The sequence below is a fragment of the Amycolatopsis sp. NPDC043889 genome (genome assembly GCF_056435645.1).
Map to the genome: position 1 here is coordinate 44273 of NZ_JBWKEC010000007.1, position 22900 is coordinate 67172.

The following is a 22900-nucleotide window of genomic DNA, read 5'->3' on the forward strand; positions in this document are numbered from 1 at the left end:
CCCGTGTGCGCAGTGTCACCAATGGAAGCCGCGGCTGAGCCGGGCGAGCGCCATCGCCGCACGAGACAGATGCTGCTCGCCCTTCCCGATCTTGAGCCCGCCTTCGCCGCCCGCGGCCGCGGAATCCGGGAACACCCGGAATCCTTGGTAGGCCACGGCATCCGTGAGTCCCGGTGTGAGCGTGTACGCGAGCCCGATCGCCTGCCCGGCGGGCGTGCCGATGTGCTTCGGACGCTCCCTCAGCGCCTTCATCACCATGTCCGCCGCCTGATCCGGGGATTTGGTCGGAAACGCGTCGTAGATCTTCGTCGGCCGGATCATCGGCGTACGCACGAGTGGCATGTGGATTGTCGTGAAGGTGATTCCATCGCCGTGGGTCTCGGTCGCGGCGATCCGGGAGAAATAGTCCAATGCGGCCTTCGACGCCGCATACGCCGAAAAGCGCGGCGCGATTCCCTGGACGCCGATCGACGAGACGTTGACGATATGCCCGAACTTCCGCTCGGACATATGCGGCAGCACCGCGAGGATCAGCCGCACCGCGCCGAAGTAATTGATCGCCATCGCGCGCTCGTAGTCGTGGAACCGGTCGTACGACAGTTTGATCGACCGCCGGATCGACCGGCCGGCGTTGTTCACGAGCATGTCGATCCGGCCGTGCTCGGCGAGCATCGCGTCGACGGCCTTGTGCACCGATTCCTCGTCGGTCAGGTCGGCCGGGTACACCGACGCGGTGCCGCCCGCGGCGATGATCTCGTCCCGCACTTCTTCGAGCTCGTGCTGCCGCCGTGCCACGAGCAGCGGCACCCCGCCCGCGGCGGCGACCTTGATCGCGGTCGCCCGGCCGATGCCCGAAGACGCGCCGGTGATGATCACGCGACGGCCGTCCAGTTCGCCGCGCGGGCCGTGCTTGCGGGCGCGGAACGGGTCCAGGTGCTCTCGCCAGTAGCGCCACAGGGTGGGCGCGTAGTCCTCGATCCGGGGCACCTCGACGCCCGAACCGATGAGTGCCTTGCGCGTCGACGCAGACGAGAACACCGACGGGAACGCCAAGGTCTCCAGCAGCACCGGCGGGATCCCGAGCCGCTCCAGCACGGCGTCACGCGCGATCGTGAAGCCGGGGATGTGCTCGCTCAGTTTCACCAGGTTGACGATGCCCTTGGACACGCGTTCGTTGAGCTGTACGGAGATGGTCGGCGCACCCGCCGCCTTCGCGAACGCGTTGTAGACCGAGACGACCGGCTGCGGTTCCGGGTTGACCAGGTGGAACGCGCGCCCGTCGAGCCCCTTCGTGGTGATCAGGGCGTTCAGCGATTCGGCGACGTAGTCGACCGGGACGACATTGGTGTCGCCGAGGTCGGGGCCGACGATCGGCACGTCGGGCAGCCCGGCGAGCCTGCTGATCGCGGGGAACAGGTAGTACGGGCCGTCGATCTTGTCCATTTCGCCGGTCTCGGAGTTCCCGACGACGACCGCGGGCCGGTACACCCGCCACGGCACGTCCTGCTGCTCGCGCACGAGGCGCTCCGCCTCGAACTTCGTGCGGTGGTACGGCGTGACGAGCCGCTGGCCGACGTCGAACATCTCTTCGGTGAACATGCCCTCGTGGTCACCGGCGACGGCGACCGAGGACACGTGGTGCAGGCAGCCCGCGTTCAGATCGGCGGCGAGCGCGATCACCTGCGCGGTGCCCTCGACGTTGGCCTTGATGCTGGCTTCGTCGTCGGCGGTGAGGTCGTACAGGGCGGCGAGGTGGACGATGTGATCGACGCCGCGAAGCCGCTCACGGTCCTCCCCGGAGACGCCGAGCAGTGGCTCGCCGAGGTCACCGGTGACGAGGGTGACGCGTTCCGGATGCGGCCAGGCGTTCACGAGTTTGGCGAGTTTGTCCCGCGAGGACGCCCGGACGACGAGCGCGACCTCGTCGACGTCGTCCCTGGTGAGCAGCAGCCGGGTGAATTGGCGCCCGATCAGCCCGGTCGCCCCGGTCACCAGAAAAGTCGCCATTCGCCTCACCCTTCACCGTGCTCGCCCGCGTCCCCCGGCATTCTGCTGCATCAGGACGGCGAGGACCACCACGACACCAGTGAAGTTACTCACGGGTAACTAGGCGGGATCGGCGATGACGACCCGGTTCTCGGCGTAGCCGGTCTCCCCGCCGACCCAGCGGCCGCCACAGGTGACGAGGACTATCCGATGTGGACCGGACTGGCCGAACAGCTCGTCCGCCCGCTGCGGCAGTTCGTTCTTCTTCAGCGTGATCAGCTGGGAGACCTTGTACTGCCAGGACTTGCCCGCCTTGTCGACCACTGTGACCGTGCCGCCGATCCGCTCGGTCCACAGCTCGGCGAACGGACCCGTCGCGCCCTTCCAGTTCACGTGGCCCGCGAACACGCTCGCGCCGGTGGCCGCGCTCAGCTCGGCGCCCCACCAGGTCACCTCGCCGAGATTCTCCGGCACGGGAAGCTCCGCGCCCGGCCCGAGTTCCTTGCGCACGAGTTTCGCGGCACCGCCCGCGGGCAGCCGGATCGTCCCCGGCCGCTGCGGTTTCGGGGCTTCGGGCTTCTTCGACACCGGCGGAGTGGCCGTCGGAGTCGTGGGGACGACGTCCGGCGGAGGCGGGACCTCCTGTTGCGCGGGCGCGGCCGGAGCGCCGCCCGCGACCGAGACGGAGACGGCCTGGGCCGTCCCCGTCACCACTGTCGTCGGCGGCCAGATGAGCAAGGCCGCGACGAGGTCCGCGCACAGGACCGTGACGGCTCCCAGCGCGAACCCGCGTCGTACTGACATCCCAGAACCTCTTAGCGTCGCGAAGACCGCCGCGCGGCCACGCCCACCATCAGCGAACCGAGCAGCGCGAGCGCGCCGACGCCGAGGATGCCGGCGGTCGACGCCGAATTCTCGACGGTGCCCTGCATCATCGCCACCGGCCGGTCGCCGGCGGGGATGGTGCGCGGTACCTCGTTGGGCGTGTTGGCGACCTTGAGCGCCAGCGTCTCACCCGGTTCGACCTCACCGCAGGCGGATGGCGGATTCTTCGGGTCGAACGCGTTGGTGTAACCCGGCGGCGCGCTGACCTCGACCACGCAGATCTCCTGCGGGGTCCGCAGGTTCTCCACGATGACGGTGCCGTTCTCGCCTTCGGTGGTGACGACGGCGGGTTTGCCGTCGGCGCCGTTGAGGGGTTTGCCGTCGTGGCCGATCGCGGCCGTCGTCTTGTCCTTCGCGGTGATCCGCAGCACGGCGCCCGCCACGCCCTTGTCGGTCTTCGCGTCGACCTTCGTCACCTGGACCTTGCCCGGCTTCGAAACGACCGCGACACCTTGGGCCTTCAGTTCCTTCTCGCCGCCGGTCGAGACGACCTTCTGCACGCCGGTCTTGACGGGGAACTGCACGTACGGCCGGTCCGCCGGGGCGGACAGCGAGCTGGCCAGCTTCGGCTGGTCACCGGTCGGCGTCACCTTAACCGTGACGGTGCCGTCCTCGCCCGTCTTCACCGTCGTGGCCTTCTCGGCCTTGGCGTTGGATGTCGACGCGGGCTTGGTGCTCTCGCCGCTGTCGACGGTCGCGTTCGACGGCGTGAGCTGCACGGGCACGCCGGAGACGCCCTTGCCCTTGGCGTTCTTGACGCTGATCGTCCACTCGCCGGCGGTGCCGATGTGCTGGTCTTCCTTCGGCGGCGTGATCGCGGTGGTCCACGGGCCGCGGTTCGCTTCGGCGTCCTTGGTCAGCTTCTCGACGGCCGTGGCGCCTTCGGGGAACTGGGCCTTCAGCTTGTCGAGATGATCTTGGATCTTGTAGCCGATCTTGTTGGAAGGCAGCTCCGGGTCGGTGTCGGCGTCGGATCGCGGCTTGGCCGTCCAGGAATGGAGCAGGTGAGCGAGTGCGGCGGCTTCGGCGTTGTCCTGCGTGCCACCGTAGCGAAGCAGCAGGTAGGAGATGTTGGCCGCGATGTCCGCGGGCAGCTTCTGTCCCCACTTGTCCAGCAGCTCGTCGCCGGGCTTGTACTCCTCGTTCGTGTCCGGCGCCTTCTGCTGGAAGCTCACGCAGAAGACGTGCTTGCCGTTGACGACGTAGGAACCGAGCCAGTCCTTCTTCGGTTTCACGTCCTTGTAGGGCTGGCCGGGTGTAACCCCGAAGCCGATGCCTTCGTTGTCGGCGGCCGAGGCCGGTGTCACCGCGACGGTGGCGGACAAAGCGCCTAGCAGGCACGTCGCGATCAGGCTGGTCAAGGCGCGCGAACGCACGCTCGGGCGTGTGGTCCACCCCATGGTGTGTTGACTCCTTTGGCCGTGCTCCGCCCCGGCGCATTTACGTCGGCGCAGGTCACACGATCGATAGGTTCCCCGACACGCCTTCGGTGACTATCCGAACACGTAACGTGGAGGGTGGCGGGTGATCAGCGGTTTTGGCAATACGGCATCAGGTGGGGTATCGGTGAACGGTCGGTGATCTCCACCGCATACGGTGTGGGGGATGGGCGTCGCGCCGATTGTGAGTAAAGTCGTCTTTACTTCGACGGGAACCGGGCGGCCCACGCGGTCGTTGAACCCGATGCAGGTGCCAGTAGATCCAGGAGGATCAGGTGCGATCCAGTAGCAACCCGGCGTTCCGGAACCTGCCGCGTGGCGCGGCGCAGTACGGACCCAACGTAGGCTTCAACCAACCCCAGGGCGGCGTGCCCGGCTACGGCCCTCCGCAGACCTCCGCCGGCGCCGACGACCGTCCGATGACCGTCGACGACGTCGTCATCAAGACGGCGCTGAGCCTCGGCACCGCGCTGGTGACCGGTGTGCTCACCGCGATCTGGGCGATCAGCCAGCTGCCCGTGGACGCCGCGGGCCGGATCACCGGTATCAGCGGCGGCGTGATCGGCGCGCTCGTCGGCGGCATGATCGTCGGCCTCGTGATCTCGCTCGTGATCATCTTCAAGCAGAAGCCGAGCGGTCCGCTCACGCTGGCGTACTCGGCCGCCGAGGGTGTCTTCCTCGGTGCGATCAGCGGTCTTTTCGAGGCGCTGTACCCCGGTATCGCGCTGCAGGCGATCATCGGTACCGCGGGTGTCTTCATCGCGATGCTGGTCGTCTACAAGACCGGCGCGGTCAAGGTCACCCCGAAGCTGACGAAGTGGATCATCGGCGCCGTCGTCGGTGTCGCGATCCTGATGCTGGTCAACCTCATCACCAGCTTCTTCGGCTTCAACCCGCTGCGTGACGGCGGGCCGATCGCGATCATCTTCAGCCTCGTGGTGATCGGTGTCGCGGCGTTCAGCTTCCTGCTCGACTTCGACCAGGCCGACCGGATGATCCGCGAAGGCATGCCGTCGAAGTGGGCGTGGTTCGCCGCCTTCGGTCTCATGACCACCCTGGTCTGGCTGTACCTCGAGATCCTGCGGTTGCTGTCGTACTTCCAAAACGACTGATCCGGGCTTTCGCGAAAGGGCGCTCCGAGCGATCGGGGCGCCCTTTTTCGTCGCCGCGAATACGCTGACCCCATGACCGAGCACAGTGGCGAACCCGCCAGGCCGAAGCGTTCCAAGTGGTTCTGGGTCGGCCTCCTGGTGCCGGTCGCGATCGTGGTGCTGAGCGCGTCGTCGTGGATCGTCGGCTACCTCTCGAACACCGACGACGTCCGGGTGGGGGACTGCTACGCGGTCACCACTTTCGGTGACATCGGCGAGGATCCGGTCAAGGCGGACTGTGGTTCGGCCGAGGCCAACGCGAAGGCCGGCGCGAAGACCGACGCGGGTGGCGCTTGCCCCGCGGGCGAGTATGACCAGCTCACCGTCGACAAGACCTTCGCCTCGTACAAGCTCTGCATGATGATCAACGCCAAGCAGGGCGACTGTCTCGAGAACTTCCTGGCCGACAGCGTGGCCTACCAGAAGGTGCCCTGCTCGGATCCCGCGCGGGACGCGGAGGTCCTGAAGGTGGTCGACAGTGTCGCGACCTGTGACGACACGGACGCGACTCACCTCAAGAGCTACTCGACACCGCCCTCGACGGTCTGCGTGAAGAGCACCAAGTAGCAAGGGACCTTTGCTACCGCAGCCATCCGGCACTGCGCGCGCCGCCGTTCGTCGCACAGAGTGGGACGCGCTGCGACCGGGCCGCCACCGGTCCTAACGTTGCTCGTCCCCCACCCCGCCGATCGACCTGGAGTCCTGGTGGCGACGACCGAAACCCAAGCCGGCGAGAGGAAACTCCTCGACTTCCCGACCTCCTGCGCCGCCCCGGTCCCGCGACCGGAGGAACCGGTCAAGGTCGTGCCGCTGGCGGTCGCGGGTGCCCTCGCGGTCGGGCTGACCTGGTACGTCTGGGCCGCGCACGGGGCTAAATTCGGTGTCCTGCTCATCCTCGGCCTGCTGCTCGGCCTCGCGCTCTTCCACTCACGTTTCGGGTTCACTTCGGCCTGGCGCCAGCTGATCGCGGTCGGGAACGGCCAGGGCCTGCGGGCGCACACGCTGCTGCTCGGCACGGCGGCGACGTTGATCGCGCTGATCGCGGGCACCGGATCCGGGCTCTTCGGCAGCTCGCCGAATCCGACCGCGGGTGGGCTTGGGCTCGCGCTGTTCGTCGGCGCGACGATCTTCGCCATCGGCATGCAACTGGGTGGCGCGTGCGCTTCGGGAACGCTGTTCGCGGTCGGCTCCGGGCAGTCGGCGATCGTGCTGACCCTCGGCGGTTTCATCACCGGGTCCGTCCTCTGCACGTGGGCGTATCCGCTGCTGTCGGGCTGGCCCGAATTCAAGGGCATCCTGCTCGCCGACCATGTCGGCTGGTTCGGTTCGTGGGCGATCACCGTCGCCGTCCTCGCCGCGATCGTGCTGGGGACCCGGTTCGTGCAGAAGCGCCGCAACCCGCCGCCGGTCGACGTCGTGCCGACCGCGCGCGGTTTCGCCCGGATCTACCGCGGCTCCTGGCCGATCCTCGTCGGCGCCGTCGTGCTCGGGGTGCTGGCGGGCGCGGTCTTCCTGGTCTCCGGCGGGATCTGGGGTGTCACGAGCGCGTTCAGCCTGTGGGGCGCCAAGATCCTGCAGGTGTTCGGCCTGCACCCCGAGACCTGGGAGTTCTGGCGGATCAAGGCGAACGCGGCGTCGCTGGCGGGGCCGATCTGGAAGGACAAGAACAGCCTCACCGACATCGGCATCATGATCGGCGCGGGTGTCGCGGCCGCGGCGGCGGGCGCGTGGAAGATCCACAGTTCGATCCCGTGGCGGACCGCGGTCGCCGCGGTGCTCGGCGGGATCCTGATGGGCGTCGGCGCGCGGATGGCGGGCGGGTGCAACATCGGTGCCTACCTCGGCGGCATCTCGGTCGGCAGCCTGCACGGCTGGCTGTGGGGCGTCTTCGCGCTCGGCGGCACCTGGATCGGGCTGAAGCTGCGACCGCTGTTCGGGCTCGGCAACCCGGCTCCCACGGACAGCATCTGCTGATCACTCTTCGTGACAAGACGTATGCGGGTCTGCCCTTTAGGCCTGCATGCGGGGAAAAGGTTGGCAGGTAAAACCCGTGTTCGGCTACCCTCGGCTACGTACTGAGCTTGCGCATTAATGCACAAGCTCGTTTGGGGAGCTCGGCGCGAGGCCGGGCGTCGATTCCGTAGTCGCGACCGCGGGGGGTTGTCGCGTCCCGGGGGACACTGAGCATCAGGGACGGATTTTTCATGTCAACGCAAAGCCCGGCCGCACCGGGCGGCGACAAACTCGACGCCGGCGTGCTCAAGATCGCCGGCGTCGTCATCCTCGGCGCGATCATGGCGATCCTCGACACGACGGTCGTCAACGTCGCGCTCCAGAAACTGACCATCGAGTTCCAGACCTCGTTCGACACCATCCAGTGGATCGCGACCGGCTACATGCTCGCCCTGGCGACGGTCATCCCGATCACCGGCTGGGCTTCGGACCGGTTCGGCACCAAACGGCTCTACATGACCGCGATCGGGCTGTTCCTGATCGGGTCGATGCTCGCCGGCATGGCCTGGGACGTCGAATCGCTGATCGTCTTCCGGGTCCTGCAGGGCTTCGGCGGCGGCATGCTGATGCCCGCCGGCATGACGATCCTGACCAGGGCCGCCGGACCGCACCGGATCGGGCGCGTGATGGGCGTGCTCGGGGTGCCGATGCTGCTCGGCCCGATCGGCGGCCCGATCCTCGGCGGCTGGCTGGTCGACGCGGTGAGCTGGCGCTGGATCTTCTACATCAACGTGCCGATCGGCCTGATCACCATGGCCATGGCGTGGCGCCTGCTGCCGAAGGACCGGCCGGAGCCCAGTGAACGCTTCGATTTCCTCGGCATGCTGATGGTCTCGCCCGGCCTGGCGGCGCTGATCTTCGGTGTTTCGAACATCCCGGCGGCGGGCGGTGTCGGCGCGGTGGACGTCTGGCTGCCCGCGCTGGCCGGGATCGCGTTGCTGGTGGCGTTCGTGGTCCGGGCGAACCGCGTGGCGAACCCGCTGCTCGACCTGAAACTGTTCAAGAACCGGTCGTTCTCCGTCGCCATGGTGACGATGACCTTCTTCTGCGTCGCGTTCTTCGGCGCGATGCTGCTCCTGCCGACGTATTTCGTGCTGGCGCGCGGCGAATCGGCGATGAACGCCGGTCTGCTACTCGCCCCGCAGGGTGTCGGCGCGATGCTGACCATGCCGATCGCGGGCCGGTTCGCGGACAAGATCGGCGCGCGGAAGATCGTGCTGCCCGGTCTCGTGCTGATGCTCGCCGGCCTGATCGCCTTCACCCAGATCACCGCGGCGACGCCGTACTGGCTGCTGCTTTCGGCGCTGTTCGTGATGGGGCTCGGCATGGGCGCGACGATGATGCCGATCACCTCGGCCGCGTTGCAGACGCTCAAGTCGGAGGACATGGCGAAGGCGTCGACGGCGACGAACATCCTGCAGCAGACCGCCGGGGCGATCGGTTCGGCGGTGCTGTCGATCATCCTGGCGGCGCTGCTCGCCGGGAAGTTCGGTGTGCCGACGGCGCAGGGGCAGCTGGCCGCGACGGCCGCGGTGATGAACCCTGCGACGCGCGAAGCGGCTTCGGGGCTGACCGCGGACGCGTTCTCGACGACGTTCCTGTGGTCGATGATCCTGCTCGCGCTGTGCCTGATCCCGGCGGCGTTCTTGCCGAAGACCAAGCCCGCGCTGCCGGAGGGCGCGGACGGCGAGGTCGCCGCGGTCCCGCCGATCATGACCCACTAGGCCCGAAAAGGGAGCAAGGGACCTTTGCTCGCGTCGGTTAGTGCACTAACGAACGCGAGCAAAGGTCCCTTGCTCTCTTTCCGCAGGTCAGCGGGTCAGGAGAGGCGCTCCAGGACCATCGCCATGCCCTGGCCGCCGCCGACGCACATCGTCTCGAGCCCGAACTGCTTGTCGTGGTGGCGCAGCGAGTTGATCAGCGTCGAGGTGATCCGGGCGCCGGTCATGCCGAACGGGTGGCCGACGGCGATCGCGCCGCCGTTGACGTTCAGCTTGTCGAGGTCGATCCCGAGGTCCTTGTAGGACGGGATGACCTGCGCGGCGAACGCCTCGTTGATCTCGACGAGGTCGATGTCACCGATGGACATCCCGGCGCGGGCGAGGGCCTGCTTCGACGCTTCGACCGGGCCGTAGCCCATGATCTCCGGCGACAACCCGGAAACGCCGGTGGAGACGACCCGGGCGAGCGGCGTGAGGCCGAGTTCCTTCGCCTTGGTGTCGGACATGATGATCACCGCGGCCGCGCCGTCGTTGAGCGGGCAGCAGTTGCCCGCGGTGATCCGGCCGTCGGGGCGGAAGACCGGCTTGAGGCCGGAGACGCCTTCGAGGGTGACGCCGGCGCGCGGGCCGTCGTCCTTCGAGACCACGGTGCCGTCCGGCAGGGTGACCGGCGTGATGTCCTTGGCCCAGAAGCCGTCCGCGATGGCCTTCTCGGCGAGGTTCTGCGAGCGGACGCCGAACTCGTCCATCTCCTCACGCGAAACGCTCTTCAGCCGCGCCAGGTTTTCGGCGGTCTGGCCCATCGCGATGTAGACGTCCGGCAGGGCGCCGTTCTCGCGCGGGTCCGTCCAGCTGTCGGCGCCCTCGGCCGCCACCTGCGCGGTGCGGGCCTCGGCGTCGGCGAACAGCGGGTTGTGCGTGTTCGGCCAGGAGTCGGAGCTTCCGTTGGCGAAGCGCGACACGGTCTCGACGCCGGCGGAGATGAACACGTCGCCTTCGCCGGCCTTGATCGCGTGCAGCGCCATGCGGGTGGTCTGGAGGCTGGAGGAGCAGTACCGGGTGATCGTGCAGCCGGGCAGGTGGTCGTAGCCGAGTTCGACGGCGACGGCGCGGCCCATGTTGAAGCCCTGCTCGCCGCCGGGGAGACCACAGCCCAGCATGAGGTCTTCGATCTGCGTCGGGTCGAGTTCGGGGACCTTGTCGAGCGCGGCGCGGACCATCTGCGCGGCGAGGTCGTCCGGGCGGATGCTCACCAGCGATCCCTTGCCGGCGCGGCCGATCGGGGATCGGGCGGTGGAGACGATGACGGCTTCGGGCATGGAACGACACTCCCTTGTTTTCGATCCAGACACGCGCTAAGCGGTTGCTCACCTCGCATCCTCCACCGGAGTGAGGTGCGGGTCAAAGGCGAACGCGATCCACGCCACTCTTTCCGACGACACCGCCTTACGGCGGAGTTCGAGCAGGCACATCGCGACCTGCGGCGTTTAGGCTGTGAGTGTGGAATACGTCGAGCACATCGTGGACCTCGTGGGCAACACCCCTCTGGTCAAGCTGAACGCACTGGCCGAGGGGCTCCAGCCGCTCATCCTGGCCAAGGTCGAGTACGTCAACCCCGGCGGCAGCGTCAAGGACCGCATCGCGCTGCGGATGATCGAAGCCGCGGAGCGGTCCGGCGAGCTGAAGCCCGGCGGCACCATCGTCGAGCCGACGTCCGGCAACACCGGCGTCGGGCTGGCCATGGTGGCGCAGCGCAAGGGGTACAAGTGCGTGTTCGTCTGCCCGGACAAGGTCAGCGAGGACAAGCGCAACGTGCTCAAGGCCTACGGCGCCCGCGTCGTGGTCTGCCCGACCGCGGTCGCGCCGGAGCACCCGGACTCGTACTACAACGTCTCCGACCGCCTCGTGCGTGAGATCGAGGGCGCCTGGAAGCCGAACCAGTACGCCAACCCGGAGAACCCCGCCAGCCACTACCACTCGACCGGCCCGGAACTCTGGCGCCAGACCGAGGGCAAGATCACGCACTTCGTCGCGGGCGTCGGCACCGGCGGCACGATCTCGGGCACCGGCAAGTACCTCAAGGAGGTCAGCGACGGCCGCGTCCAGGTCATCGGCGCGGACCCCGAAGGCTCGGTGTACTCCGGCGGATCCGGTCGGCCGTACCTGGTCGAGGGCGTCGGCGAGGACTTCTGGCCGGACACCTACGACCGGAACATCGCCGACCGGATCATCGCGGTGTCGGACGCGGACTCCTTCGACATCACCCGCCGCCTCGCGCTCGAAGAGGGGCTGCTTGTCGGCGGCTCGTGCGGCATGGCCGTCGCCGCGGCGCTCAAGCTCGCCGAGGGCCTCGGCCCGGACGACGTCGTCGTCGTGCTCCTGCCCGACGGCGGCCGCGGCTATCTCACCAAGGTGTTCAACGACAGCTGGATGTCCTCCTACGGTTTCCTGCCGCCGGACTCCAGCGGCCGGACCGTCGGCGACGTCCTGACGAAGAAGAGCGGCTCGCTCCCCAGCCTGGTGCACAGTCACCCGAACGAGACCGTCGCCGAAGCGGTGGCGATCCTTTCCGAGTTCGGCGTCAGCCAGATGCCCGTGGTCAGCGCGGAACCGCCGGTCATGGCGGCCGAAGTCGTCGGCGCGGTCAACGAACGCGATCTCCTCGAGGCGCTCTTCACCGGCAAGGCCCAGCTGGCCGACCGGCTCGAGCAGCACATGTCGCCGCCGCTGCCGACCATCGGCGCCGGTGAACAGGTGAGCGTGGCGATGAACGCGCTCTCGGGCGCGGACGGCGCGCTGGTGCTGGTCGACGGCAAGCCGGCGGGGGTCGTCACCCGGCACGACCTGCTCGCGTTTCTCGCGGGACGGTAAAGAGGCATTTCATCGGATGGTCGGGCCGGGGCGTTACGAGCGGCCCGACCGGCTATCCGATAGCGTGTCCGGTGAGTTGAACTTTTATGTCCTCGTCAAGGGGGTTCAAGACCCAAATGAGTGCTCCGCAGCCACCGAATCAGCCTTGGGGTGGCGCCCAGCCACCGCAGGGACCCCCGAGTGGCCCTCAGCCGCAGCAAGACAACCCGTTCGGTTCCCCGGAACCGACCCAGGTGGTGCAGCCCGGCCAGCCCGCCCAGCCCGACTACGGGCAACCGCAGTACGGGCAGCAGCCCTCCTATGAGCAGCAGCCCCAGGGAGGCGGGTTCGGCGACACGCCGGAGCCCACGCAGGTCGTGCAGCCGGTCCAGCCGGGTTCCAACGACGCGAACGCGACCCAGGTCGTGCAGCCGGTGAGCGGCGGCGGGGAAAGCCCCACCGCCGAGTCCACCCAGCTCGTGCCGCCGGGTTCGCAGCCGCCCGCCATCCCGTACGCCCCGCCGCCGAGCGCGGCCGACAACCCGTCCGCCGGTGCCTACGGCGCCCAGGGTGGCGGCTTCGGTCAGCAGCAGGGCTTCGGCCAGCCCCAGCAGGGCGGCTTCGACCCCTCGCAGGGCCAGCAGCCTGGTTTCGGCCAGCCGCAGCAGGGCTTCGGCGGACCGCCGCAGGGCGGCTTCGGCCAGCAGCCCGGTTTCGGCGGACCGCCGCAGGGCTACAGCCCCGCCGCCGCGGGCGGTGGCGGCGGGAACCCGATGTTCGGGTTCATCGCCGGCGGTGTCGTGGCGTTGCTCGGCCTGATCGCCTTGATCGTGTCGTTCGTCTACTTCGGTGACGCGAGCGACTACTCGAAGGTCTTCGACAGCGCCCCGAACCAGGAACAGATCGACAAGTTCCTCGACGAGGCGGGCGTGGCCGGTCCGGGCGCCACGTGGTTCTACGTGATCATGCTTCTGGTCGGATCGCTCGTTTCGCTCGCCGGTGGTGTCGGGCTCGCCCTCGCGGGCAAGCTCCCGGGCACGGTGAAGAAGATCGCGCCGATCGTCGCCGCCGCCGGTGGCGCGCTTCTGGTGCTGTTCGGCGTCCTCCTGCTCGTCGGTTCGACCCCGTCGTCGGACTTCCTGGAGAAGCTGCCGCCTTCCGCCAGGGAAGGCGCCGGTATCGGCGGTGGCCTGCTGCACCTGCTCCTCGGCATCGTGATCCTGATCGTCGGTGTGCTGGGCCTGATCCCGGCGACCGCGCAGTTCGTGGGTCTCGGTGGCGGCGGTTCGGTGCTGGGTGCCCCGCAGAGCGGCCAGCCCGGCGGTTTCGGCGGTCCGCCGCAGGGTGGCTTCGGCCAGCCCGGTCAGCCGGGTCAGCCTGGTCCGTACGGACAGCCGCAGGGTGGCTTCGGCCAGCCCGGTCAGCCGTCTTCGGGTGGCTTCCCGCAGCCGGGGCAGCAGCCCGGTGGCTTCGGGCAGCAGCCCGGCCAGCAGGGTCCGCCCAGCGGTGGGTTCGCCCAGCCGGGCCAGCAGCAGGGCGGCTTCGGTCAGCCTCCGCAGCAGCCCGGCGGTTTCGGGCAGCAGCCCGGCCAGCAGGGTCCGCCCAGCGGCGGTTTCGGCCAGCCGGGCCAGCAGCCCGGTCAGCCCCCGCAGCAGTGGTGATTCACCACCACTGAACGGTTTCGTTCGGAACACCCCCGGCACTCGCCGGGGGTGTTTCCGTTTAGCCGGGGGTATCCCGATTCGCCTGCCGTGGCCAGGTCCCGCGGGCTAGGGTGAGCGCCGTCAACCCACACCTGGCCGACGGGAGCGACGTGACCGGTCCGTACGGATATCCCGCCCAGCAGCCCGGACCGCCGGTTTTCGGATATCCCGCTCCGCAGGCCCGGCCCTCCGGGGCGACGGCGATCATCGCCGCGGTGCTGGGCCTCGTCGGTGCCCTCGCGTCGGGCTTCATCCCGATCCGCTACTTCATCGAGCTCCCGTCGGGGTTCAGCCTCTCGAACCTGCCGGGCTTCGCGCTCGTCGAGCTGGTGCTGTACCTGCTCGCCGCGTTGTTCCTGCTGATGGGCGCGTTGACGACGTTCTTCCGGTCGCTGATCGGCGCCATCCTGCTGATCCTCGGCTCGCTGCTCGCCATCCTGGCCGTCGTGCTGGAACCGATCGCTTTCCGCGTGCCGTACCGGATCCACCTCGACATCCTGCTCCGGTTCGCGACCTTCGACGGCGTCCTCCGCCTGGCCATGGTCGTGTTCGGGCTGCTCGCGCTCCTGCTGGCTGTGCTCCCGCCGACCTTCAGGTACCTGCGCTGGCGGCCCGCGCCGGTGCAGCCGTACCGGCCGCAGAACCAGTTCCCCCAGCAGGGCGGATGGTGAGATCCGGCGTACTTCACGGCCCAGGAATTCGACAGGGGGAGACATGACCTTCCAGCAATACCCACCGCAGGGCTATCCGGCACCCGGTGCCTACCCGCCGCCGATGCGGCAGCCGAGCGGTGCGACCGCGATCATCGCCGGGATCCTCGCGATTCTCGGCGGGCTCTGGTTCCTCGCCGGGCTGGCGTCCCACGTCATCGAGCTGTCCCACTACGTCATTTCGTTCCTGGTGGTCGGGGCGGCGCTGGACCTCGTCAGCACGGCTTTGCTCTTGGGCGGCGGGATCATGCTGCTCCTGCGCAAGCGGGCCGGACGGGTGCTCACCGTGATCGGAGCCGCGTCCGCGATCGGGTTCGTGGCGCTGACCTTCCTGCTCCGGGCGATCGGGCATTTCTACTTCTCGTACGGCGGGGTGAGCCTGCACTTCGGCTTCGGCTGGCTCCTCTTCGTGGTCCTGATCCCGGCGATCGCGACCCTTGTGCTGGCGCTGGTCCCGCCGACGGCGCGCTGGCTGGCGGCCAAGCCGAAGACCGACGGCGCCGTGCAGCCGCCGAACTTCGGATACCCGCCGGCTCCCGGTGCCCAGCAGCAGGGACAGCCACCCGGGCAGTGGTGAGTTCGATCCCAGACGATGGGATCCCGCACGGGTGGTCGTACCCTTGACCGTATGGCCGACGATTACTCTCTGCTGGGCTTCGAGACGCGCGCGATCCACGCCGGGCAGACCCCTGATCCCCGGACCGGCGCGGTCATCGTGCCGATCTATCAGACCTCGACTTACGCGCAGGACGGCGTCGGCGGCACGCGCGAAGGCGACTACGAGTACTCCCGCACCGCGAACCCGACGCGCACCGCGTTGGAGGTCGCGCTGGCGGCGCTCGAAGGCGCGCGGCACGGTCTGGCCTACGCGTCGGGTATGGCGGCCAGTGACGTCCTGCTGCGGGCGACCCTCCGGCCCGGAGACCACCTCGTGCTCGGCAACGACGCGTACGGCGGCACGTTCCGGCTGATCGACAAGGTGCTCAGCCTGTGGGGCGTCGAGCACACGGTCGCCGACCTGGGGAACATCGACGAGGTCCGCGCGGCGATCCGGCCGGAGACGAAGCTGATCTGGTGCGAGTCGCCGACGAACCCCATGCTGGGGATCGCCGACATCGCCGCGCTGGCCGAGGTCGCGCACGGCGCCGGCGCCCGCCTGGTCGTCGACAACACCTTCGCCACCCCGTACCTGCAGAACCCGCTTTCGCTGGGCGCCGACGTCGTCCTGCACTCGACGACCAAGTACCTCGGCGGGCACTCCGACGTCGTCGGTGGTGCGATCCTGACGAACGAGGACGAGTTGCGCGAGCAGCTGTTCTACCTGCGCAACGCGGCGGGCGCGGTACCCGGCCCGTTCGACGCGTGGCTGACCCTGCGCGGGGTCAAGACGCTCGCGCTGCGGATGGAGCGGCACAGTGACAACGCCGAACTGATCGCCCGGATGCTGCTGAAGCACCCGAAGGTCGATCGTGTCTACTACCCGGGCCTGCCGGAGCACCCCGGCCACGAGGTCGCCTCGAAGCAGATGCGGCGCTTCGGCGGGATGATCTCGTTCACCCACATCGACGGCGAGCAGGCCGCGCTCGACGTCGCGTCGAAGACGAAGCTGTTCATCCTCGCCGAGTCGCTGGGCGGGATCGAATCGCTCATCGAGCACCCGGGGCGGATGACCCACGCGAGCACCGCCGGGTCCACCCTGGAGGTGCCGGACAACCTGCTGCGGCTGTCCGTCGGCATCGAGGACGGCAGCGACCTGGTCGACGATCTGGCCAAGGCCCTGGGCTGACCGCCGCCGAGCCCAGGGAGTGAGCAAGGGACCTTTGCTACCGCTCTCCCCGGAGGGCAGGAGGGTGTGCGGGAATAGAGACGTTGAGTGTCCTTATTTCCCCACACCCCTCACCCCGCGTAGCGACGCTGACCGACCGTGTGGGTTTTGGGACGTCAGCTGTCCCAAAACCCACACAGTGACCCGTGGGCCGAGCCGGGCCGCTGCGCGCGTGGGAGCAAGGGACCTTTGCTACCGCTCGCTTAGCCAAGCTAAGCAAGCGGTAGCAAAGGTCCCTTGCTCTGTTCGCGCTGGTCAGCGCGGTGTGGTGGGTGGAAGCGCCCGGCTATGGGCGGTAGTTGCTGGGAGTGACGCCGCTCTTCGCGTCGGCCTCGTGGGAAGTCCCCTTTGGGGCGGCCGGCAGCTCGGAGCCGTCGACGCAGCCGCCGACGAGTTCGATGTGGTTGTCGTGCCGGATGTACTGGCCCGGATCCACGCAACCGGCGCGGTCGACCGTGTAGACGGCGGCGCCGGTCAGCAGCGCGGCCGAGGTGAGAGCCAGCACGACCGGGAGCATCCCGGCGGAACGGGTCGCCCGGACCCTGCCGATGTTCCCCCGTGCCATGTGCGCTCCCTGGTCGCCTTCGCCGCCGCCGTCAAGAGTACCCGGACCGTGAACCTGTCACGTGACGTATCCGTCAGGTGGCATGATCCGGCCTCGAATCACCCGCGCAGCACCGGGTCCTAAGTGGACGGTTGACCGGTGATCGCGGCGACCGCGAGTTCGCGTTCGGGCTCTCCGACCTCGGGCAGGGTGAACCGCAGCGCCCGGATGTGACCGAGCAGCTCGGGATCGGGCGCCACGTCGTGCTCACGCAGGTAGTAGGCGACCGCGCCCGGCCAGTACCACCGGCCGTCCGTGCGGAAGTTCAGCGGCACCAACGGTTCCCTGTCGGGATCGAAGGCGTCGGCGTCGTAACTCCGCGACGCCAGCACGACCGGGGCACCGTCGAGGTACTCCAGCACACGGTCCCGCTCGGCCGGGGAAAGCGGCTCACGGTTCACCATCGGGCGCCCGGACTCGTCGAGACCGTCGTAGACCCGCGGCGACTTCAGCGCCTCCGGGGTCTCGGCGAGCGGAGTCGCCACCGAAGGCTCGCCCGCCGGTGCGATGTCGAGCCCGGCGCGCTGCCGCAGCCACGGCGGGATGCTCTGCTCGGCGCGGGGGAAGAACCGCAGTTCGTCCTGGAAGCCGATCGGAGGCGGCGCCTGCCGCCACGGCGGCTCCACGTCCGCGAGGAAGTCCGTGCTGAGCACGGTCGCCGAACCGTAGACCAGGATCGCGCTCAGCCACGTCCCGCGGCCGGGCTGGTACATGCCCGCCCGCAGGTTCCCGAGCAGTTGCACGGCTTCCGGACTCGGCTGCACCGGACGCGGCAGACCGTCCTGACCGGTGACGAGCAGGTCGACCTCGACGTGCCTGCCCGCCGCCCGGTACTCGACGCGCATCTGCTGCCAGCCGGGCGGCAGCGGCGTCGCGAGGGCATGGCCGATCTGCCAGACGAGCTGCTGTTGCTGCTGCTGGTTCAACGGCCCCTGTGGCTGGCTCATCCCCTCATCCTTTCAACACCTTCGTGGCGGCGGCTTACGTCGACATCTCGCCGATCCGGGTGCCGTCCAGCAGGTGAATCGGCAGGTAATCCGATTCGACCTCGATGGTCACCCCGGCGTCGTGGGCGAGACAGGCGATGGCAAGCGGCCCCAGCGCGACGAAGCCCTCGGGATCCCGCAAGCGCTCTTCGTCGGCGGTCCAGTATCGCTTGTGCAGTTCCAGCGCGTTGGCGAGTGAGTCGTTGAACTTGGCGTCCTCGCGTTGGGTCAGGAGGTAGAACATCTCCATCGGCGGATAATAGAGCTGAAGGACGGGAGCGGCTTCGAAGCGTTCCAGCCGCTCGGGGTCGGTGCCGCTCATCGCCTCCAGCACCGTGTCGATCAGGTTCTCTTCGCCGCGCCAATAGCTCTGGAGGGCGCGTACCCAGGAATAGAGGAACTCGTCGTACTCGTGGCCGGATTCGCGGAGCAGGTCGATGGGAATACCGGCCAGCAGGTCGATCCGCGGGCGCTCGCGGCAGATCATGGCCAGATACAGGGCGGTCAGCCAGTTCGCGGCGTTGGTGTCGGTGGTAGGGCCGGTCGCCTGCCGCCGGATCGTCTCGTCGCCGAACCGGAACTCGACGTCGCCATCCGTACTGCTCGCGGCCTGGAAGAGAGCGGCTGACGACTGCATTGCCCGGATCAGTGCGTACCAGGTGTCGGCCCAGGCGGCCCTCGGGTCGTTCGCGCAGCGGTTGCCGAACTCGGACAGGGATCGCGACATCGCGAAGCCCGGGCCGAGCGGAATCTCTTCGATGTCCTCGCGTACCTCATGGGCGCGGGCCACGAGAAGCTCGACGGTCTCCTCTGCGTTGGGCGCATCGACGTCATGCCGGGCGATAGTGCGCACGAGGTGTCACTCCCTGCGGTTCTTGGGCGGACGTGGCGTCAGGTCGAATTCCTTCAGGTTATAGCCACCGTACACCGGTCGTTTCAGGTTCTTACCCGGGTTATCGGGGTCGGGAATCGGCTTCCCGGCGGGGTCGAGCACGTCTTCCTCGCGTACTCGGGCCCTTGCGACCGAGTACTCCAGAGTGCCCCTGCGCTGGGCGCGGTCGATATCCATGGCGAGCGCCTTTTCCGCGGGCGTGCCGTTGTTCTCCATGTTCTTGGTGATGCTTTTGACGTACTCCGGGTGGCCCTGTTCGTAGCGGAGTTTCCCGGCTCCCTCGCGGACGCCGAGCCCGGCGTTGGGACCCTTCGCCTCGACGATGACGATATGGGTCTCACCCGTGTGCTTGTTCTTGACCTCGTAAATCTGGTCGAACCGGCCCGAGCCGGGCTTTTGGCCGTCCCGGTGGGTGTTGTCCCCGTGCCGATCGGTCGGCAGCGGTGTGCGCTCGTAGTCCTTGTCCGGATACTTGTCCCGGATCGCGTCTTCACCGGCGTGCTCGCCGAGTTCTTCGCCCTTGTCGGTCCGTACTCGGTGGGCGTCGCTGCGTTCCTTCTCGATCTCTTCGGTGAGCGTTCCCTTTTCTTTCGCGTCCTGATAGTCGGATTCCGCGGTCTTGGCGCGCTCGTTCGCCTTCGCGCGTTCGTCGATGAGTTTCTGCGCGTCCTCTTTTTGTTTCGCCGAGGCTGGGTGTTCGACTTCGCGATCCCTGTGGTAACGCGATTCCTCGAAATCGTCCGACTTCGGCGAGAACTTTTCACCATCCGGCTTGGACGGGTTCTCTTGAATCTTCGGCACGCGTTCGTCGGTGGCGTCGGGCTGGTCCGCGTTCTTACGCGTGTACGAACCGTCCTTGTGCGGTCCGTCGTAGTACTTGGCGCGGTAGTCCGGGTCGTTGATCTTTTCCTGCATGGTGGCGCGAGGTACCCGGTCCCGGCGCTCGATAGCGACCTCTTCGTCCGGAATCTCACGACGGCCGCGGTCGCGGGCGCTGTCGGCGTCCACGTCCTGCTTGTCCGCGTGCGAGGTGTCCGGGGTGAAGCCGTCGTCGCTCGCCCGGCGGGCGGTGCCGTCGGGGCTGTGGACGTCCCATTCGCCGTTCGGCGGGATCTTGGGCCGGGGACGGCCGTCGGGGCCGATCTCGTAGTCGGACGAGAAGACGCGCCCGTTCGAGTCGGTCCAAGCCGGCTTGCTCGGCGCCATCACCTCGGTGTCGAGTTCCCGCGACAGACGGCGCGCGAAGTCGTTCGAGCCGGCGTCACAGCCGATCAGGCGGATCGGGCGACCGTCGTAATCCCCGTTGCGCCGCAGGATGTCCGCGAACTCTTCCGGGGTGTAGGTGCGGTTGCCGATCCGGGCGTGCCCGTCCGGCGTGACGTGTACGTCGACGGTGTAGCGGCCGTCCGGATCCGGCTTGACCCGGTGCGGCAGGTCGCCCATGTCCGAGTCGCCGCGGTGGTACGAGCTACCCGCGGGGGTGCTCTCCGAATGCCGCTGGTTGACCTCGTCGGGCGTCAACGGACGATCCGGCTCGCCGTCCGGGCCACGGTCGTGCGGCGTGCTGTCGGGATGCCCGTTCGGGTCCGGGCGCGGTCCGTGCCCGTCGGGTCCGTGCCCGTCCGGCGAATGCGGCGGCCCGGAGTGGCCACCGGGGCCGCGGCCGCCCGGACCGGTGTTGCCGGGGCCCGTGCCGCCGGGCCGGTTGCCCGGGCCGTGGGTGCTCGGTGAGCCGGTGTGCGGCTGGGCGCCGGGGCCGAAGTCGTTGCCACGAGCGACCGGCTGCGGCTGATGCGGCTGGTTCGGCCGTCCACCGGGACCGGTCTGGCCGGGTCCGCGGCTGGGGCCGGTGTGGGTGTCAGGGGTGCGCGGGGCGTTCGTGTCCGGGGTGCGCGGCGAACCGGGCGTTCCCGTCCAGCCGCCACCCTGCGGCCTGCCGCCGGGCGAACCCGGGGTGCCGCCGGGGGCGCCACCCGGAGCGCCTTGCGGCGGCATGCCGCCGGCGATCGGCTGGCCCTGCGGCGGGACACCGTGCGAAGCGTCGCCACCGGGACCGCCGCGCTGAGAAGGAGCGTGTGACGGGCCGGCGTCGCCGAGGCGGGGTGCCGTGGGCGCGGTGCCGCTGGTCGTCGTTCCGCTGTCGGTCGGCCGGGTGGGGCCGCCGCCGTCGTTGCCGCCGTGGTGGCCCGGTGACGGGTCGGACCGAGGGGTGGGCGAACCGCCGCCGTCGCCGCCGTGCGTCCGGGGCGAGCCGCCGCCGTCGCCTGTGTGGCTGGGGGTGCCGCCGGTGTCGGCGCGGGTGTGTGGGGTGGGGGAGCTGTCGGGTGTGTGGCTGGGGGTGCCGCCGGTGTCGGCGCGGGTGTGTGGGGTGGGGGAGCTGTCGGGTGTGTGGCTGGGGGTGCCGCCGCTGTCCGCCCGCGTCTTCGGGGCGGGCGAGCCGCCGGTGTCCGCGCGGTTCGGGCTGGGCGAGCCGTCGTCGGACGCGCGGTTCGGGGTGGCGGAGTCGCCGGGAGAGTCACCGTCGGACCGGGTGTGCGGTGCCGACGTGTCGGAACGGGCTGTGCTGGGGGAACCATCACCGCCGGCGGAGTTTCCGTCCGAAGTGGACGGTCCGTCGCCGCTACGGTTGGGGGAGCCGCCGTCGGAGCGGGTGGACGAGCCGCCACCGTCACCACCGCGGGTGGTGTTCGACGGGGTGTGTCCGCTGGACCCGCCGTTCGAGCCGGAATCACCTGAACCGCTGGTGTCTCCGCCGGAGCCGTCGTTCGGGCCGCTGTTGGTGTCGCCGGAGTTGCCCCCGGAGTTGTCGCCGTTGGAGCCGCTGCCGGACCCATCGCCGTTGCCGGAACCGGAACCGTCGCCGTCCGGGCCGTCGCCGGAGCCCGAGCCGCCACCGCCGGTCCCACCGGATCCGCCGCCGCTGCCACCGCGCTGGATGAACCCGCCCGGCTTGATGTTCTTGGTGTTGATCACGTCCAGGCCGGTGACCTTGCCCGCGATCTTGCCGAAGATCTTGATGATCTTCTCGAAGACGTCGGCCAGCTTGCCCAGCAGCGGTGAGACCCGCCGCATCGCGTCGCAGAGTTCCTTGAGCTTGTCGGCGATCTTCGCGGCCCACTTGGCGATCGCGGTGACGGCCTGCGCGACCACCACGGGCGTGCCGAAGCCGAGGGAGAACACCGTCTCCATGACCCACGCGATGAGCTTGCCGACCGCGTCCGCGATCAGCTGGCGGATGAACTCGCGGACGAACGCGACGATCTCGCCGAAGATCATCACGACGGTGCTGATCGCGCCCGCGACCGTCGCCGCGCCGCTGATCGCCTCGGCCTGTTCCGCGGCCTGCTTGCGGTACTGGTCGGCCGCGTCGCCCGTCCAGCCGGAAGTGCCGTTCTTGACCGCGTTCGAGAACTCGACCTGGGTGTCTTCCAGTTTCTTGGCGACGTTGCCCCAGGTTTCGGAGTACGACTGGATGACCGGCGGATCGCCGGCGACGGCGTCCAGCATGTCCTTCAGCGGCTGCATGTGTTCCATCAGGAACGACGCCACCGACGACATCAGGTAGCCGAACGGGTCGATCGCGGCGCTGGCCATCTCGCCGGCGAGGCTCAGCACGCCGAGCCCGCCACCGATCCAGTCACCGTTCGAGATGCCGTTGAAGGCGTCCATGGCCGACTCGGCGACGCCGATGCCCGCCGCGTAGCCGTACTCGCTGTTCCCGGCCGTCAGCGGTCCGGGGCCGTCGCCATCGGTCGGTGCGTTCGCGACGAGCGGGTTTCCCTCGGGCATCAGTCAGGCACCTGCACGTTCTTGAATTCGGCGGCGAAGTTCTCGTCCTGCGTCTGGTAGGCGTTCGACGCGGACCGCACGTTGTTCGCCACCGTCGTCGCGGCCTCGACGGCCTTGGTCAGCGCGTTGATGCCGAACTCCTCGACCGGGTCGAGCATCATCCGGAACGGCTGGCAGATGATGCCGTACGCGTCGGTCGGCATGCTCACCTGCTGCGCGGCGTCGACCGCCGTGCGCAGGCCGTCGGCGATGCCGTCGATCTGCTTGGCGTGCGCGTCGAGGTCGGCGCCGAGCTCATACCCCTTGCCTGCCATGGTTTCTCCCCTCTACCAGGCCGGATGGACGT

The 22900-nt window shown here is 68.9% G+C and carries 18 protein-coding genes; 9 read left to right on the plus strand and 9 right to left on the minus strand.

Annotated features, from left to right (window positions below):
* Positions 1 to 15: 15 nt before the first annotated feature.
* The 3 genes from AC0685_RS15975 to AC0685_RS15985 all read right to left on the minus strand — a co-directional run bounded on the left by AC0685_RS15975 (position 16) and on the right by AC0685_RS15985 (position 4271).
* A complete protein-coding gene (locus AC0685_RS15975; RefSeq protein WP_478226212.1) occupies positions 16 to 2007 on the minus strand; it encodes an SDR family oxidoreductase in 1992 nt (663 codons plus the stop codon).
* A 99-nt stretch (positions 2008 to 2106) separates the two neighbouring features.
* Positions 2107 to 2790, minus strand: a complete 684-nt coding sequence (locus tag AC0685_RS15980) for a class F sortase (RefSeq protein WP_478226213.1) — start codon at positions 2788 to 2790, stop codon at positions 2107 to 2109.
* Positions 2791 to 2801: 11 nt separating this feature from the next.
* On the minus strand, positions 2802 to 4271 hold the full coding sequence (locus tag AC0685_RS15985) for a SpaA isopeptide-forming pilin-related protein (protein ID WP_478226214.1): 1470 nt from the start codon (positions 4269 to 4271) through the stop codon (positions 2802 to 2804).
* A gap of 314 nt (positions 4272 to 4585) precedes the next feature.
* On the opposite strand from AC0685_RS15985, the gene AC0685_RS15990 reads away from it, so the two are divergent.
* The 4 genes from AC0685_RS15990 to AC0685_RS16005 all read left to right on the plus strand — a co-directional run bounded on the left by AC0685_RS15990 (position 4586) and on the right by AC0685_RS16005 (position 9198).
* Positions 4586 to 5422: a Bax inhibitor-1/YccA family protein gene (locus AC0685_RS15990; protein WP_340687070.1), complete on the plus strand. Its 837-nt coding sequence runs from the start codon at positions 4586 to 4588 to the stop codon at positions 5420 to 5422.
* A 72-nt stretch (positions 5423 to 5494) separates the two neighbouring features.
* Positions 5495 to 6028, plus strand: coding sequence for an LppU/SCO3897 family protein (locus AC0685_RS15995; RefSeq protein WP_478226215.1), 534 nt, complete (start codon positions 5495 to 5497; stop codon positions 6026 to 6028).
* A gap of 138 nt (positions 6029 to 6166) precedes the next feature.
* A complete protein-coding gene (locus AC0685_RS16000) occupies positions 6167 to 7435 on the plus strand; it encodes a YeeE/YedE family protein (protein ID WP_478226216.1) in 1269 nt (422 codons plus the stop codon).
* Between the two features lie 230 nt (positions 7436 to 7665).
* On the plus strand, positions 7666 to 9198 hold the full coding sequence (locus AC0685_RS16005) for a DHA2 family efflux MFS transporter permease subunit (RefSeq protein WP_478226217.1): 1533 nt from the start codon (positions 7666 to 7668) through the stop codon (positions 9196 to 9198).
* Positions 9199 to 9293: 95 nt separating this feature from the next.
* Here AC0685_RS16005 and AC0685_RS16010 read toward each other — a convergent pair whose 3' ends face one another.
* The gene (locus AC0685_RS16010) at positions 9294 to 10514 is read right to left on the minus strand and encodes an acetyl-CoA C-acetyltransferase (RefSeq protein ID WP_478226218.1); all 1221 of its coding nucleotides are present in this window, start codon (positions 10512 to 10514) and stop codon (positions 9294 to 9296) included.
* A gap of 181 nt (positions 10515 to 10695) precedes the next feature.
* On the opposite strand from AC0685_RS16010, the gene AC0685_RS16015 reads away from it, so the two are divergent.
* The 5 genes from AC0685_RS16015 (at position 10696) to AC0685_RS16035 (ending at position 16244) form a co-directional block, all read left to right on the plus strand.
* Positions 10696 to 12066, plus strand: coding sequence for a cystathionine beta-synthase (locus tag AC0685_RS16015; protein ID WP_219148392.1), 1371 nt, complete (start codon positions 10696 to 10698; stop codon positions 12064 to 12066).
* A gap of 233 nt (positions 12067 to 12299) precedes the next feature.
* Complete coding sequence (locus AC0685_RS16020; protein WP_478226219.1) at positions 12300 to 13706, plus strand: hypothetical protein; 1407 nt, start codon at positions 12300 to 12302, stop codon at positions 13704 to 13706.
* Between the two features lie 152 nt (positions 13707 to 13858).
* The gene (locus AC0685_RS16025; RefSeq protein WP_478226220.1) at positions 13859 to 14419 is read left to right on the plus strand and encodes a hypothetical protein; all 561 of its coding nucleotides are present in this window, start codon (positions 13859 to 13861) and stop codon (positions 14417 to 14419) included.
* Between the two features lie 43 nt (positions 14420 to 14462).
* Complete coding sequence (locus tag AC0685_RS16030) at positions 14463 to 15035, plus strand: hypothetical protein (protein ID WP_478226221.1); 573 nt, start codon at positions 14463 to 14465, stop codon at positions 15033 to 15035.
* A 51-nt stretch (positions 15036 to 15086) separates the two neighbouring features.
* Positions 15087 to 16244, plus strand: coding sequence for a cystathionine gamma-synthase (locus tag AC0685_RS16035; protein WP_340687078.1), 1158 nt, complete (start codon positions 15087 to 15089; stop codon positions 16242 to 16244).
* 325 nt (positions 16245 to 16569) lie between these two features.
* On the opposite strand, the gene AC0685_RS16040 is transcribed toward AC0685_RS16035, so the two are convergent.
* The 5 genes from AC0685_RS16040 to AC0685_RS16060 form a co-directional block, all read right to left on the minus strand.
* Positions 16570 to 16848 (minus strand): hypothetical protein, encoded by a 279-nt coding sequence (locus tag AC0685_RS16040; RefSeq protein ID WP_478226222.1) that lies wholly within the window; start codon positions 16846 to 16848, stop codon positions 16570 to 16572.
* A gap of 119 nt (positions 16849 to 16967) precedes the next feature.
* Positions 16968 to 17834 carry a ferredoxin gene (locus AC0685_RS16045; protein WP_478226223.1) on the minus strand — a complete coding sequence of 289 codons (867 nt, stop codon included), beginning with the start codon at positions 17832 to 17834 and terminating at the stop codon, positions 16968 to 16970.
* A gap of 34 nt (positions 17835 to 17868) precedes the next feature.
* On the minus strand, positions 17869 to 18726 hold the full coding sequence (locus tag AC0685_RS16050) for an immunity 49 family protein (RefSeq protein WP_478226224.1): 858 nt from the start codon (positions 18724 to 18726) through the stop codon (positions 17869 to 17871).
* A gap of 6 nt (positions 18727 to 18732) precedes the next feature.
* Entirely contained in the window at positions 18733 to 22554 is a 3822-nt protein-coding gene (locus tag AC0685_RS16055) for a hypothetical protein (protein ID WP_478226225.1), read from the minus strand.
* The gene (locus AC0685_RS16060; protein ID WP_378435661.1) at positions 22554 to 22868 is read right to left on the minus strand and encodes a type VII secretion target; all 315 of its coding nucleotides are present in this window, start codon (positions 22866 to 22868) and stop codon (positions 22554 to 22556) included. The genes AC0685_RS16055 and AC0685_RS16060 overlap by 1 nt, the downstream gene beginning before the upstream one ends.
* Positions 22869 to 22900 lie beyond the last annotated feature (32 nt).